A 14,903-nucleotide genomic window follows, 5' to 3' on the forward strand; every position below is an offset into this window, starting at 1 on the left:
CATCCAGAAGGAACCCCGGGAATCCGATCATGAGCACGCCCCGCGCCACTGCAGTCCCCGCAAGCCCGTCCACCATCAGCCTGCCCATTGAGGGCATGACCTGCGCCAGCTGCGTCGGTCGTGTCGAAGCGGCGCTGTCCAAGGTCGAGGGCGTCGGCAGTGTTTCGGTCAATCTGGCCACCGAACGTGCGGATATCCGCGCGTCCGGTCCGGTTGATCGCGCCGCGCTGATCCAGGCGGTGGAGCGGGTGGGTTATGACGTGCCGGCCGGCACCATCGAGCTGGCAGTGGAAGGCATGACCTGTGCCTCCTGCGTCGGCCGCGTCGAGCGCGCGCTGCTGGCGGTACCGGGCGTCAGCCAGGCCAGCGTCAACCTGGCCACGGAGCGTGCGACCGTGCGCGGCGTTGCGGGCGTAGACGCGCTGATAGCGGCCATCGACAAGGTCGGTTATGCCGCCCATGCCATCGAAGCGGGCGTTCAGTCCGATGACGAAGCGGCGGAAAAGAAGGATGCCGAGCGCGCCGAACTGAAACGCGACCTGATCGTGGCCACCGCACTTGCACTTCCGGTGTTCGTGCTGGAAATGGGTTCGCACCTGATTCCCGGCATGCACGAATGGGTGATGGCCACCCTCGGCATGCAGACCAGCTGGTACCTGCAGTTCGTACTGACCCTGCTGGTGCTGGCCATTCCCGGCCGCCGTTTCTACCAGAAGGGTTTCCCGGCACTGCTGCGGCTGGCGCCGGACATGAACTCGCTGGTGGCGGTGGGTACCGCCGCAGCGTTCGGTTACTCGGTGGTGGCGACCTTTGCACCGCGGTTGCTGCCGCCGGGCACGGTGAACGTCTACTACGAAGCAGCGGCGGTGATCGTCGCGCTGATCCTGCTCGGCCGCTTCCTTGAGGCGCGCGCGAAGGGCCGTACCTCGGAGGCGATCAAGCGCCTGGTCAACCTGCAGGCCAAGGTCGCGCATGTGATCCGTGACGGCCGCACGATCGAGATCCCGGTCAACGAGGTTCTGAGCGGCGATGTGGTGGAAGTGCGCCCGGGTGAGCGCGTGCCGGTCGATGGCGAGGTGATCGAGGGCCGCAGCTACATCGACGAGTCGATGATCAGCGGCGAACCGATTCCGGTAGAGAAGCAGCCGGGCAGCAGCGTGGTGGGCGGCACGGTCAACCAGAAAGGTGCATTGACCGTGCGTGCCACGGCGGTGGGCGCGCAGACCATGCTGGCGCAGATCATCCGCATGGTCGAACAGGCACAGGGCTCGAAGCTGCCGATCCAGGCGGTGGTCGACAAGGTCACCCTGTGGTTCGTGCCGGCGGTGATGCTGGCCGCACTGGCCACGTTCCTGGTCTGGTTGATCTTCGGCCCATCGCCGGCGCTGAGCTTCGCGCTGGTCAATGCGGTGGCGGTGCTGATCATTGCCTGCCCGTGCGCGATGGGCCTGGCGACGCCGACGTCGATCATGGTCGGTACCGGCCGTGGCGCCGAAATGGGCGTACTGTTCCGCAAGGGTGAAGCGCTGCAGTTGCTGAAGGACGCGCAGGTGGTGGCGGTGGACAAGACCGGCACGCTGACCGAAGGTCGCCCGCGCCTGACCGACCTGGAGATCGCCGACGGCTTCGATCGCGCCACGGTACTGGCCGCGGTGGCTACCGTGGAGTCACGTTCGGAGCATCCGATCGCCCGTGCCATTGTCGATGCAGCCACCGAGCAGGGCCTCGCATTGCCGGCCATGGTCGACTTCGAATCGGTCACCGGTATGGGTGTACGCGCCAGCGTGGAGGGTGCGCGTGTGGAGGTCGGTGCTGATCGCTTCATGCGCGACCTGGGCGTGGACATCACTGCATTTGCGGCGCTGGCGGCCGAACTCGGCGCGCAGGGCAAGTCGCCGTTGTACGCGGCCATCGATGGACGCCTGGCAGCGATCATCGCAGTATCCGATCCGATCAAGCCGAGCACGCCGGCCGCGATCGCGGCACTGCACCAGCTGGGCCTGAAGGTGGCGATGATCACCGGCGACAATGCCGGCACCGCGCAGGCGATCGCACGCCAGCTGGGTATCGATGAAGTCGTTGCCGAGGTGCTGCCGGAAGGCAAGGTCGAAGCGGTGCGTCGCTTGAAGGCCACGCACGGCCATGTCGCCTTCGTTGGTGACGGCATCAACGATGCGCCGGCGCTGGCCGAGGCCGATGTCGGCCTGGCGATCGGGACCGGCACCGATATCGCGGTGGAGTCGGCCGATGTGGTGCTGATGTCGGGCAACCTGCAGGGCGTGCCGAATGCCATCGCGCTGTCGAAGGCAACGCTGGGCAACATCCGGCAGAACCTGTTCTGGGCCTTTGCCTACAACACCGCGCTGATTCCGGTGGCTGGCGGCGTGCTGTACCCGGTCTGGGGCGTGCTGCTGTCGCCGGTGTTCGCCGCCGGTGCGATGGCGCTGTCCAGCGTGTTCGTGCTGGGCAACGCGCTGCGCCTGCGCCGCTTCCAGGCGCCGATGGCGGATACCCCCGCCGCGAGCCACTGAAGGAGAACCGCATGAACATCGGTGAAGCCGCCAAGGCCTCCAGCGTTTCGGCGAAGATGATCCGCTACTACGAACAGATCGGCCTGATTCCCGCGGCCGATCGCACCGAGTCCGGCTACCGGGCGTACTCGCAGGCGGACATCCACCGCCTGCGCTTCATTCGGCGGGCGCGCGATCTTGGCTTCCAGGTGGCCGAGATCACCGATCTGCTCGGCCTGTGGAACGACACCTCGCGGCACAGTGCCGACGTCAAGCAACTTGCCGAACAGCACATCGCCGACCTGGAGCAGCGTATCGAAAGCATGCGGCAGATGGCCGACACGCTGAAGTCGTTGATCAGCTGCTGTGCGGGCGATGAGCGCCCGGAATGCCCGATCCTGCAGCGGCTGGGCGAGGACGAAGAGACCCTGGCACCGCCGGAGACCGCGAAGACCGGTGCAGTACGGCGCCGCACGCACAAGCACTGACCTGGCGTTGCATACATGAAAAACCCGCCCGGTGCAGCTGCACCGGGCGGGTTTTTCGTTGCAGGCGCAGGCTAGGGGATCAGGCCGTGCGCGGCGGGAAGCCTGCATCGGTCAGCGCCGCCACGATCTGCGCTTCGCTGGCCGAGGTCTGTACCTGCACGCGACGGCTGGCGGGATCTGCCTGCACGCTGGCCTGCGGATCGACCAGCTCGATCGCCTTGGTCACGCTGCGTGCGCAGCCGCCGCAGGTCATGCCTTCCACGTGGAATTCCATCTGTAGCTCCTTCGGTGCTCTTGGGGTGGCGCCAGTGTGCACCTTCCAACATTGGCAGGGTCAAGCGCAGGGCTGAACCGAAGACAAAGCACCAATGAAAACGGCAGCCACCTGTACCAGCGCGGCTGCCGTGGAGGAACGTCCCCGCCAGGGCGGGGCGTGGGTTGCACCGGGGCGGGCCCGGGCAACCCGGTGTTGCCTTAGAACTTCCAGGTAGCGCCGAAGTACAGCTGGCGGCCTGCGTAGGTATTGGAGATCAGGCGTGCCTTGGTGTCGCTTCCCAGGTGCACGCGCTGCTCGGACTTGGTGGCATTGATCACCGAGGCGGTCAGGGTCCAGTCCGGGGTCAGGTTGTAGGCCACGTTCAGATCCAGCTGGTCATACGGCTCGGTGTAGACGGTGAGGCCATTGTTGAGCCCACCGACAACCTGACCGCGACGGTTGAACGAGGCGCGCGCGAGGAACTTCTCGTTCTCGTAGAACACCGTCACGTTGGCTTGGTTCTTGGCGCTGCCGACCAGTGGCGAGGAGCCGATTTCCTGACCGTCCAGAACAATGGAGGCCAGGTTGGTGTCGTTGTAGGTGTAGTTGGCCTGCACGCCGAAGCCGAAATCGAAGGTGTACTGGCCATACAGCTCGACGCCTTGCGAGACACCATCGCGGCCATTGGCCTGGGTCTCGTAGCGCTGCACGTTCACCGCTTCACCGTTGATGACCATCGGCGTGTCGCGCACCACCGGCAGGGTGAAGTTGTCCACGTTCTTGCGGAACAGGCCGACGCCGGCGACCGCGCCCGGCTGGAAGTACCACTCCAGGCCCAGGTCGAACTGGGTGGCCTTGAACGGTTCCAGCTGCTTGTTGCTGCCCTGGCCGACCCAGCCTGCGGTCGATGCGCCACCGGCAACGCGGCGATCATTGACGTACTCCTCGCTGTAGTAGCTCAGTGCACCCGGTGCTGCGATGTCGGTGTAGCCGGGGCGGGCGATCACCTTCGACGCGGCACCACGCAGCACCAGCGTGTCGGTGATGTCCCAGGCGATATTGAAACTCGGCAGTACGTCAGTGTAGGTGCGATCCACGCCGATCAGGCTGTAGGTCTTGCTCTGCGCCAGATCGTGCGGCAGGCGCACGAAGCCGCTCTCGCAGCTGTAGGTCGGGTAGGCCGCAGCGGCCGGATCGGTGCACGCCATCGGTGCGCCGGACGCGTTGTCCAGGAAGTAGTCGTTGAACTTCTCGATCGAGTCGGAGGACTGCGCGAACTGCTTGGTACGCACCACGCGCACGCCGACATTGCCGCGCACGCGTTCGGTGCGGAAGTTGGCCTGGAAGTAGCCCGAGTAGATCTTCTCGTTGACGTTGTAGACGAAGTCTTCCTCGGTGCGGTTGTGAGAACCACCGTAGGTCTTGTTCAGGTAATCGATGTAGGCCGGGTAGTTGATGCCCGGGAACACGTTGGCATTGAAGCCGCCCGCGATGTTGTTGATCGGATTGGACAGGAAGAAGCCCGGCTGCGCGTCGCCCGCAGTCGGATCGCAGCCACTCTGGTAGCGGCTGTTGTCATAGTCGGCCGGGTCGCGGCCCGGGCACACCCAGTAGGTGTTGCCGGTATTGCGGTGGACCTTGCCGTCACGGTACTTGGCGCCGAACTGGATCGAGTCCAGCCAGCCGGACTCGAACAGCTTGGTGACGTCAGCCTGGAAGTAGTTCTGCTTGACCTCGGTGCGCTTCCACGACGAATCGGTCGAGCCGGTGTCGACTTCGGCGATGCCGTTCATCAGCTGCTGCTGCAGGTCGGGCGAGAAGGTGGCCGACGGCGTACCGGTCAGGTCCCAGGCGCTGTACAGGTTGCCCGACAGGTAATCGTTGCCGACCTTGCGGCGCGGCTTGGCCGACATCCGGAAGTTCATCGACGGACCACCTTCGGACCAGGTACGGCCGCCGGTGAACGAGGCCTTCCACAGCGGGCTGATGTCCCAGTCGATGGTCAGGTCAGCGGTCTGCGAGAGCGCCTTTTCCTTGCTGTAGCCACCGGTCAGCTGCGGCGTCGGAACCGTGCAGTCGTCCGGGCCCCAGCCGCCGGGCTTGAGGCCAGCGGCCTTGGCCTGGTCTTCGCTGCAGTAGTAGGTCTTTCCAGCCAGCTTTTCGAACTGGGCGCCGGTAACGGTGTTGCCGCTGGGATCGAAATCCAGGCCGTTGAGCAGGCGGCCGCCGGCCCAGTTTCCATCGCCGTTGAAGCGGGCCATGCTCCATTCCGGAATCTTCAGCATGTTCTGGGTGTAGTCACCCTGCAGCTCGAAGCGGAAGTAGTTGGCCGTCATCGTAACGTTGTCGACCGGCTTGAACTGGAAGGTCAGCTGGCCGCCCTTGCGTTCGCGCTTCTCTTCCTTTACCGCGAAGTTGACCGACGTCGGCATGAAGAAGTCGCTGTAGTTGCCGCCGGTCTGGTTGTTGAAGCCGGACTTGCCCCACCAGTAGTGGATGCCATCCTGCGCCTGCACGTTGCCATAGGCATCGCGCGCCTTGCCGGCGCCATACCACTGGTAGTCCTCGGTGCTGGCTTCCATGGTGCGGGTGGTGCGCTTCTGCTGCGTCACGCCGATCAGCACACCGAAACGCTCGTCCTTGCTGTGCCACGAATACAGGGCCGACGCCTGCGGGTCGATATCGTGGTGGGTATCGGAGGAGGTGCCCTCGAGCGTGACGAAGCCCGAGTTGGATTCCATGTCCAGCGGGCGACGGGTGTGCAGGATGACCGTGCCGCCGATGCCGCCTTCATCGATGCGTGCTTCCGGCGACTTGAACAGCTCGGCGCTGGACAGCATGTTCGACGGCAGCAGGGTGTAGTTGAACGAACGGGTGGCTTCGTCGTTGGTTTCCGACGTGGCCACGTAGTTGCCGTTCAACTGGGTCAGGGTCAGGTCGGGTGCCAGGCCACGCACGCTGACGCTCTTGCCTTCGCCGCCACTGCGGGTGATGACCACGCCGGGCACGCGCTGCAGTGCGTCGGCCACGTTCTTGTCGGGGAACTTGCCGACGTCTTCGGCGGTGATCACTTCGACCACGGCGTTGGCGTCGCGCTTCTGCTCAAGGCTCTTTTCAATGGCGTAGCGGTAGCCGGTGACCTGGACGCTGTCCAGGTTGGTGGCTTCCTGCGAGCCGGTGGAAGCGGCCTGCTGCGCGGCGGCGCCAGCCGGAATGACGGCGGCGGCCAAGGCCAGCGCGATGGCCAGCGCCAGTGCGTCCTGGCCATGCGTACGTGTTGAATGCTTCATTCCCATCTCTCCCTCTCTCCTGGATTGATCCGGTGACGTGGCACGGACAACTTGAATCGATCTAATTTGAAGTGACATTGTCGCTATTGCCATGCAGTGGCAGTAGCACCGTGCGCGTGGCCTGGTACGTCCTGTTGCTGCTCCCCCAACTCCCGGCCATCGCAGTGTCGTTCTTGGATCGATCTAAGCGATGGGCGGGCGTTTTTTAGCATGGGTCGCCCGCGGGCGCATGCTGCTCCGCAATATGGTACTGGCGTGGCGAAGGCATGACGGTTTGCTGAAATCAGTGAAATCGTTTTCGTGCGCAGGGGAGGGTGGGGCGGCAGGGCTGCGCCCTGCACCTGCTGTAGTGCCGGCCGCTGGCCGGCAACAGCCAAAGCCAAAGCCAAAGCGGCTCTGGGTTTCTGCTGGTTTGGCGGGGCGGTGTGGGCTGGCAGGACACGCCGTAAACCCGTCCATGGGGGCTCGATGGCGCCATCCATGGCGCCAACGGTCCTGCCAGCCCACACCGCCCCACCATTGACAGTTTCCCGGTGACGGTTGGATAGGTCCTGGGATCACCGGGGTCATGGGGTCAGATCCGTTTTCCATTGGAAAACGGATCTGACTCCCGATTGATTTCGATATCCGACAGAGATTGATCCACGCATGGCGTGGATCTACTGCAGATCGCGAGAAACTGTCGAAGGCGGGGTGGGTCCGGTTGCGGGGGCGTGAGCCGCATGGATGCGGCGACCGAGCTTACATGGACGTACTTGCAGCGGCCCCCGCAACCGGACCCACCCCGCCTCCCCACAGGAAATCAGCTTCTGCTGTTGCTGTTGCTGTTGCTCCAGCTCGGAGCGGGTGCAGGGCGCAGCCCTGCCGCCCCCCCCCTCTCATGCTGCGCCGCAGAATGCATTCGGCTGAACCTGCATGCTCTACTTGAATCGATCTAAATTCACGGTCTGGTGGGTCGGGCGTCATTCCAGGGGGAGCTTTCTGCCAGTCATGGCGGGGCTCAGCGGAACGGTGCCGGACGGCCCCGGCCGTCTGCCTCCGCCTCATCGACTACAGGAACCCGACATGCGTCCAGTGCCGTCCGCTCCCGCCGTCCCAGTGTCCTCGCGCCCGCTGCTGCGCCTGGCCTGCCTGCTCGCACTGTCGTCAGTGCCGGTGCTGCTGCAGGCCGCGCCGGCTGCGCTGGAGCGCGAGGTCAACACCTTCATCGGCAGCAAGGACGACGGCAACACGTTCCCGGGCGCGTCGGCACCGTTCGGCCTGATCCAGGTCAGCCCGATCGGCAGCCACTATTCGGGCTGGCGCTACGACGACGAGAAGATCCGCGGTTTCGGCCACTCCTTCATCTCCGGCGCAGGTTGCTGGGAGCAGGGCGGGCAGGTGTCGGTGCTGCCGGTGACCGGTTCGATCGGTCCCGGCGGCGATTTCGATACCGGCAACGCGAAGAAGTTTGACCACAAGGCCTATGCCGCGTCGTACACGCATGACGGCGAGATCGGCCAGGCGGGCTATTACAAGGTGCGGCTGACCAGCTACGGCGGCATCGATGCCGAGACCACCGCGCGTACGCGTGCCGCGGCCGAGCGCTACACCTTCAGCCAGCGCAGTGGCGATGGCCACGTGCTAGTCAATGTCGGCCAGGCGAACGAGCGCCACTCGGTGATCGGCAGCGTGGTTGATGTGGTCGGCGACCGCGTGGTGGAAGGCAAGCTGGTCACCAAGAGTTTCTGTGGTGGCCATCAGTACACCACCTGGTTCCGCATCGAGTTCGACCGCCCGTTCAAGGCACACGGTACCTGGGGCGAAGGCGGTGGCCTGCCGGGTGCGCGCCACAGCATGGAAGGCGAGCAGAAGCCGAACGGCGCCTGGCTCAGCTTCGACCTGGCCAAGGGCCAGTCGGTGACGGCGGTCAGCGCGATCTCGCATGTGGACGCCGAAGGCGCGCGCATCAATCTGCGCGCAGACGGCATGCAGGGTGGGGCGCTGCTCGGTTTCGACCGCATGCGTGCGCTGTCCCAGCAGTCGTGGCGCGAGCAGCTGGGTCGGGTGCGTGTGCAGGGCGGTACGTCCGATGACCGCACCGTGTTCTACAGTGCGGCCTACCACGCGCTGCTGCAGCCGATGACCGGCAACGACGCCGACGGCCGTTATCGCGGCTATGACGATGGTATCCACCGCGCCGATGGCTGGACCTATTACGAGTACTTCTCGCTGTGGGATACCTACCGCGCGCAGAACCAGTGGCTGGCACTGACCCGCCCGGACGTGGCGCGTGACATCGGCCGTACCCTGCTGGCGATCGACGAGCAGGGTGGCTGGCTGCCGCGCTGGGGCTATGCCAACTTCGAGACCAACATCATGACCGGCGATCCAGTCACGCCGTTCATGGTCGACCTGTGGCGCTTCGGTGCGCTCAAGGGCCGTGAATCGCAGGCGTGGGATGCGCTGCGCCGCAACGCGTTCGGTACTCCTCCGCTGAACTCGCGCATGGCCGGCCGTTCCGGCAACCCGACCTACCTGGACAAGGGCTACGTGGTCTACGACCGCGCATTCCCATCCAAGGGCATGGACGTCGATCCGCACCACGGCGGTTCGGCCACCTTGGAATATGCGCTGGCCGACTGCGCGCTTTCGCAGATGGCCGATGGCTTGGGCCATGCGCAGGACGCGGCGACGCTGCGTGAGCGCGGCCGCAACTGGCGCAAGGTGTGGGACCCGCAGGTGCGTGACGCCGAGACCGGCTTCACCGGTTTCCCGCGCCCGCGTACCGAAGACGGCCAGTGGTACACGCCGGCCGATGGTCACTACAGCCCGCGCTCGCACCACGGTTTCCATGAAGGCACGGCGTGGCAGTACCAGTGGCTGGCGCAGCAGGACGTGCCGGGCCTGGTCGACGCGATGGATGGCCGCGAACAGGCTGGCCGACGCCTGGATGCGTTCTTCGCGATGGACGCGCTGCAGGCCGACCCGCTCAATGCAGCCCGCAAGGAGTGGGTGGTCGGGCCGTACAGCTACTACAACCAGTTCCGCTACAACCCGAACAACGAGCCGGACCTGCACTCGCCGTGGCTGTACACGCTGATCGGCCAGCCGTGGAAGACCGCTGCGGTAGTGCGCGCCGCGCAGCAGTTGTTCACCAATGCCCCGAATGGCGTGACCGGCAATGATGACCTCGGCACGATGTCGGCCTGGTACCTGTTCAGTGCCATCGGTGTGTATCCGGCGGTGCCGGGCAGCGGCCAGTTCCTGCTGCACACCCCGCGTTTCAGCAAGGTGGAAGTGGACATGGGCAATGGCCGCACCCTGCGCATCGACGCGCCGGGTGCCGATGGCCGTCGCCTGCAGTACGTGCAGGGCGTGAAGGTCGATGGCCAGGCGCATGCGCCGGTGTGGCTGGACTGGAACCAGCTGCAGCAGGGCCCGCGCCTGCAGTTCGCGCTCGACGCGAAGGCGCCGGAGCAGGGCTGGGGTACGGCGGTGAAGGACCTGCCGGTATCGTGGTGCGCGGCACCGGGCAGCCAGCTGCGCTGAGACGGACTGTGCCGTTCGCGGTGACCCAGCGAACGGCACGGCACGACAGGGCCCTGATCCATTAGGCTTGAGCCTCCAGCGGAGTCCGGGAAGACGATGAACGACAACGGCAGCAGTCCCAGCAAGCGCGCCGGCAAGGCGGTGACGGTGACCGACATCGCGCGTGCGATCGGCGTGTCACGGGCAACCGTGTCGCTGGTGCTGCGCGGCAGCCCGCTGGTCAACGTCGATACCCGCGCCAAGGTCGAGGCCGAACTGCGCCGCCAGCGCTATGTCTACAACCGCGCGGCGGCCAACCTGCGCCGGCGGACCTCGTCGAGCATCGCGCTGGTGATCAACGATCTGTCCAACCCGTTCTTCGCCGAATTCGCGTCCGGCGTGGATGAGGCGCTGGGCGGACGCGGTTACGTGACCCTGCTCGGCAGTACCGGTGAATCGCCGGAGCGGCAGCAGGCGGTGCTGTCCACGCTGATGGAGCACACCCCGGCCGGCCTGATCCTGTCGCCGGCCGAGGGCAGCGATACCGCGCTGCTGCGGCAGGCACTAGGTGCCAATGCCAACGTGCTGCTGTTCAACCGCGAGCTGGACGGGGCCGACTGGGATTTCCTGACCCTGGACAACCAGCACGGCGCCTATCTGGCCACGCGCCACCTGATCGAACGCGGCCATCGCCAGATCGCCTTCTTCGGCGGCCACGCTGCATCGAGCTCGTGCCACCAGCGCCGTGCCGGTTTCCAGCAGGCGCTGGCCGAGGCCGGTCTGTCGCTGCCGCCGGGCTGGATGATCGAGTCGGCGCCGAACCGCCTGGAAGCTGCGGCGCGCACCGATGAGCTGTTTGCCGACGGACATCGCCCGAGTGCAGCGGTCTGCTACAACGACACCGTCGCGCTGGGCCTGATGCTGGGCTTGAATTCGCGTGGCATCCGTCCGGGCGGTGACTTTGCCGTTACCGGTTTCGATGATATTTCCGAGGCGTCGGTCGCGGTGCCGCCGTTGACCACGCTCACTGCCGATCCGCGCGAGCGGGGCCGGCAAGCTGCCGCGCTGCTGCTGCAACGACTGGACGAACCGGATGCGCCGCCACGGCGCACGGTTGCGCCGGTGCAGCTGCGCATCCGCGAAAGCAGTGCCGCACGACCGAACTGATTCCTTCGTACACCCCTTCCACGCAACAACGACCTTCCGCGCATCGAGGCGCGTACCGCATGCCGATCTCCGCAACGCCCCGTCCATCGGGTACCTCCAGCAGCCAGGCGCCGGTCATGAATGTCCGTGCTGCTCTGGCGGTTGCCACCACCATATTCTTCATGTGGGGCTTCCTGACCAGCCTCAACGACGTGCTGATTCCGCACCTGAAGGCGGTGTTCGAACTGAATTACACCCGCGCGATGCTGGTGCAGTTCACCTTCTTCGGCGCGTACTTCCTGATGTCGGTGCCGGCCGGTCGGCTGGTGGCCCACCTGGGCTACAAGAAGGGCATCATCGCCGGCCTGCTGATCGCCGGCGTGGGCGCGCTGGGCTTCTGGCCGTCGGCTGCATTGCGCACCTATGAAGCGTTCCTTGGTTCGCTGTTCGTACTTGCCACCGGCATTACCGTGCTGCAGGTGGCAGCCAATCCCTACGTCGCGCTGCTGGGCCCGGAACAGACCGCATCGAGCCGTCTGACCCTGGCGCAGGCACTCAACTCGTTGGGTACCACGCTGGCGCCGCTGTTTGGTGGTTTCCTGATTCTGAGCACCGCAGTGAAGAGCGGCGACGAGATCAACGCGCTGCCCGTGGCCGAACAGATTGCCTACCGTACCGCCGAAGCGCAGTCGGTGCAGGGCCCGTACGTGGGCCTGGCCATCGCACTGGTGCTGCTGGCAGTGTTCGTCTACCTGTTCCGCCTGCCCAGCCTGACCGAGACAACCGAGCAGGCCGACAGCGGCCACCACACGCTGCTGGATGCACTCAAGCATCCGCACGTACTTTTCGGCGTGCTGGCTATTTTCTTCTACGTCGGTGCTGAGGTGTCCATCGGCAGCCTGATGGTGAACTACCTGGCACTGCCGGAGATCGGCGGCATGACTGAACAGCAGGCCACGCACTATGTGTCGGCCTACTGGGGCTGCGCCATGGTTGGTCGCTTTGCAGGTGCGTGGCTGCTGGCCAAGTACTCGCCGCGCGGCCTGCTGGCCGGATTCGCAGTGGCCAATGTGGTGCTGCTGGGCGTCACGCTGGCGTCGGGTGGCAAGGTCGCGCTGTACGGCATCGTGGCGACCGGTCTGTTCAATTCCATCATGTTCCCGACCATCTTCTCGCTGGCCATCGAACGCCTGGGCCCGCTGACCAACAAGGCGTCCAGCCTGTTGATCATGGCCATTGTCGGCGGCGCGATCATCCCGCTGCTGCAGGGCATGCTGGCCGACCGCATCGGTCTGCACCTCAGCTTCGTGCTGCCGGTGGTCTGCTACGTCTACATCATCTTCTACGGTCTGGTGGGTTCGCGCCCGCCGGCTTCCGCAACGCAGGGAGGCTGAGTCGGAAATGGGTGCCATTGTCTGCTTCGGCGAAATTTTGATCGATCTACTAGCGCAGCCGCCGGCCTCGGCCGATACCCCGCGCGCGTTCCTGCAGTACGCCGGCGGTGCGCCGGCCAACGTGGCGGTGGCGGCTGCGCGGCTGGGGGCGAAGACCCAGTTCGTCGGCATGCTTGGCCGCGACATGTTCGGTGACTTCCTGGCCGACAGTCTGGTCGAGCACGGCGTGGGCACGGATTACATCGTGCGCACCGACGCCGCCAAGACTGCGTTGGCCTTCGTCGCGCTGGATGCCAGTGGCGAGCGCAGCTTCAGTTTCTACCGCCCGCCGGCGGCTGACCTGCTGTTCCGTGACAGTGACTTCCAGGCGGAGTGCCTCGACAGCGCGCAGTGCTTCCACGTCTGTTCCAACAGCCTGACCGAGCCGGCCATCGCCGAGGCGACCTTCGCCGGCATGGAGCGCGCCCGTGCCGCCGGTGCGGTGGTCAGCCTGGACCTCAACCTGCGCCCGGCTCTGTGGCCAGCCAACGAAGATCCGACGCCGCGCCTGTGGCAGGCGCTGGAGCGCGCCGACCTGGTCAAGCTGTCGCGCGAGGAGCTGGATTACCTGGCGGCACCGCTGGGTGCCGATGGCGAGTCAGTGGTGCTCAAGCGCCTTCTGGCCGCGCAGGCGCGCTGGGTCATCGTTACCGATGGTGCGGCCACGCTGCACTGGTACACGCGCGACAACCACGGCACGGTCACCAGCTTCCGCGTGGCCACCGTCGATACCACGGCCGCCGGCGATGCCTTCGTCGGTGGCGTGCTGGTCGGCCTGCTGGAGCGTGGTGGGGCGGGCGCAGGCTTTGCCGCGTTCTGCCAGGACCCGGAGGCGATCACCGCCACGCTGCGCTTCGGTGCCGCCGTGGGTGCGCTGGCTGTTACCCGCAAGGGCGCGTTCGCCGCGATGCCCTCGCTCGATGAAGTGCAGCAGCTGCTGCAGGCCCAGGACATTACCGCATGAGCACCTCGCCCGATTTCCGTTCGCCCGCGTTCCTGCGCGCGCATATCGCCGACACGATGGCGTTCTACCACCCGCGCTGCATCGATCCGGACGGCGGTTTCTTCCACTACTTCCGTGATGACGGCAGCATCTACGATGCCAGCCACCGCCACCTGGTGAGCAGCACCCGCTTCGTCTTCAACTATGCGATGGCCTACCGCGAGTTCGGCAATGCCGAATACCGGGAGGCTGTCGAGCATGGCGTGCGCTATCTGCGCGAGGTGCACCGCAACCCGGCCACCGGCGGTTATGCCTGGACCCTGCGCGACGGCAAGGTCGAGGACGATATGAACCACTGCTACGGCGTGGCCTTCGTGCTGCTGGCCTACAGTTGCGCGCTGAAGGCGGGCATCGAGCAGGCGCGCGACTGGATGGACGAGACCTGGCAGCTGCTGGAAGCACGCTTCTGGGAGCCGCAGCATGGCCTGTACAAGGACGAGGCTGACGGCCAGTGGAGCTTCACTGGCTACCGCGGCCAGAACGCCAACATGCACATGTGCGAGGCGATGCTGGCCGCGTTCGAGGCCAGTGGCGAGCAGCGCTATGTCGAGCGCGCGCTGCAGCTGGCCGACAACATGACCCGCCGCCAGGCCGCCAAGGCCGGTGGCCTGGTCTGGGAACATTACGATGTGAACTGGGAAATCGACTGGGACTACAACCTGGACGATCCCAAGCACCTGTTCCGCCCGTGGGGCTTCCAGCCGGGGCATCAGACCGAGTGGGCCAAACTGCTGCTGATCCTCGATCGCCACGTGCAGGCCGACTGGCTGGTGCCGACCGCGCAGCATCTGTTCGACGTCGCCGTCGCACGCAGTTGGGACGACACCCGTGGTGGCCTGTACTACGGCTTCGCACCGGAATCGCGCCGGCAGCCCGGTATGGACGGCGCCCCGATCGGCGGCGACAGCTTCGTCTGCGACGATGACAAGTACTTCTGGGTGCAGGCCGAAACGCTGGCTACGGCCGCGCTGATGGCCAAGCGCACCGGCGATGACCGCTACTGGCAGTGGTACGAACGCATCTGGGCGTATTCGTGGGAGCACTTCGTCGACCACCAGTACGGTGCATGGTTCCGCATTCTCGATGCCGACAACCGCAAGTACAGCGACGAGAAAAGCCCTGCCGGCAAGGTGGATTACCACACCATGGGCGCGTGCTACGAAGTGTTGAACGTCGTGCGTTGAAGATCGTTCGAATGCAGTAGTGCCAGGCCATGCCTGGCAATCCGAAATCGGTAGCGCTGGGTCACGCCCGGCGGAAAAACAGG

Annotated in this window: 9 protein-coding genes; 7 read left to right on the forward strand and 2 right to left on the reverse strand. The window is 65.6% G+C overall.

All coding sequences use genetic code 11. The features are described from left to right. Nucleotides 1-29: 29 nt before the first annotated feature. Complete coding sequence (locus ACZK2R_RS09490; RefSeq protein WP_125892813.1) at nt 30-2,531, forward strand: heavy metal translocating P-type ATPase; 2,502 nt, start codon at nt 30-32, stop codon at nt 2,529-2,531. Between the two features lie 11 nt (nt 2,532-2,542). After that, a complete protein-coding gene (cueR, locus tag ACZK2R_RS09495) occupies nt 2,543-2,998 on the forward strand; it encodes a Cu(I)-responsive transcriptional regulator (protein WP_125892811.1) in 456 nt (151 codons plus the stop codon). 79 nt (nt 2,999-3,077) lie between these two features. Here cueR and ACZK2R_RS09500 read toward each other — a convergent pair whose 3' ends face one another. After that, a complete protein-coding gene (locus tag ACZK2R_RS09500; protein WP_021204511.1) occupies nt 3,078-3,272 on the reverse strand; it encodes a heavy-metal-associated domain-containing protein in 195 nt (64 codons plus the stop codon). Between the two features lie 200 nt (nt 3,273-3,472). Further along, nucleotides 3,473-6,550: a TonB-dependent receptor gene (locus ACZK2R_RS09505; protein WP_125892809.1), complete on the reverse strand. Its 3,078-nt coding sequence runs from the start codon at nt 6,548-6,550 to the stop codon at nt 3,473-3,475. A 1,059-nt stretch (nt 6,551-7,609) separates the two neighbouring features. On the opposite strand from ACZK2R_RS09505, the gene ACZK2R_RS09510 reads away from it, so the two are divergent. The 5 genes from ACZK2R_RS09510 to ACZK2R_RS09530 all read left to right on the forward strand — a co-directional run bounded on the left by ACZK2R_RS09510 (nt 7,610) and on the right by ACZK2R_RS09530 (nt 14,820). Next, nucleotides 7,610-10,075 carry a GH92 family glycosyl hydrolase gene (locus ACZK2R_RS09510; RefSeq protein WP_125895902.1) on the forward strand — a complete coding sequence of 822 codons (2,466 nt, stop codon included), beginning with the start codon at nt 7,610-7,612 and terminating at the stop codon, nt 10,073-10,075. A 96-nt stretch (nt 10,076-10,171) separates the two neighbouring features. Continuing rightward, on the forward strand, nt 10,172-11,221 hold the full coding sequence (locus ACZK2R_RS09515) for a LacI family DNA-binding transcriptional regulator (protein ID WP_049424705.1): 1,050 nt from the start codon (nt 10,172-10,174) through the stop codon (nt 11,219-11,221). A 116-nt stretch (nt 11,222-11,337) separates the two neighbouring features. Further along, nucleotides 11,338-12,594: an L-fucose:H+ symporter permease gene (gene fucP, locus ACZK2R_RS09520; protein ID WP_373695424.1), complete on the forward strand. Its 1,257-nt coding sequence runs from the start codon at nt 11,338-11,340 to the stop codon at nt 12,592-12,594. Nucleotides 12,595-12,601: 7 nt separating this feature from the next. Further along, a complete protein-coding gene (locus ACZK2R_RS09525) occupies nt 12,602-13,597 on the forward strand; it encodes a carbohydrate kinase family protein (protein WP_032130344.1) in 996 nt (331 codons plus the stop codon). Next, nucleotides 13,594-14,820 (forward strand): AGE family epimerase/isomerase, encoded by a 1,227-nt coding sequence (locus ACZK2R_RS09530; RefSeq protein ID WP_100468325.1) that lies wholly within the window; start codon nt 13,594-13,596, stop codon nt 14,818-14,820. The genes ACZK2R_RS09525 and ACZK2R_RS09530 overlap by 4 nt, the downstream gene beginning before the upstream one ends. Nucleotides 14,821-14,903 lie beyond the last annotated feature (83 nt).

The sequence above is a fragment of the Stenotrophomonas sp. 96582_Sma genome (assembly GCF_056480905.1).

Coding starts and splice junctions, on each gene's coding strand:
- ACZK2R_RS09490 (WP_125892813.1), top strand. CDS start 30: ATGAGCACGCCCCGCGCCACTGCAGTCCCCGCAAGCCCGTCCACCATC.
- cueR (WP_125892811.1), top strand. CDS start 2,543: ATGAACATCGGTGAAGCCGCCAAGGCCTCCAGCGTTTCGGCGAAGATG.
- ACZK2R_RS09500 (WP_021204511.1), bottom strand. CDS start 3,272: ATGGAATTCCACGTGGAAGGCATGACCTGCGGCGGCTGCGCACGCAGC.
- ACZK2R_RS09505 (WP_125892809.1), bottom strand. CDS start 6,550: ATGGGAATGAAGCATTCAACACGTACGCATGGCCAGGACGCACTGGCG.
- ACZK2R_RS09510 (WP_125895902.1), top strand. CDS start 7,610: ATGCGTCCAGTGCCGTCCGCTCCCGCCGTCCCAGTGTCCTCGCGCCCG.
- ACZK2R_RS09515 (WP_049424705.1), top strand. CDS start 10,172: ATGAACGACAACGGCAGCAGTCCCAGCAAGCGCGCCGGCAAGGCGGTG.
- fucP (WP_373695424.1), top strand. CDS start 11,338: ATGAATGTCCGTGCTGCTCTGGCGGTTGCCACCACCATATTCTTCATG.
- ACZK2R_RS09525 (WP_032130344.1), top strand. CDS start 12,602: ATGGGTGCCATTGTCTGCTTCGGCGAAATTTTGATCGATCTACTAGCG.
- ACZK2R_RS09530 (WP_100468325.1), top strand. CDS start 13,594: ATGAGCACCTCGCCCGATTTCCGTTCGCCCGCGTTCCTGCGCGCGCAT.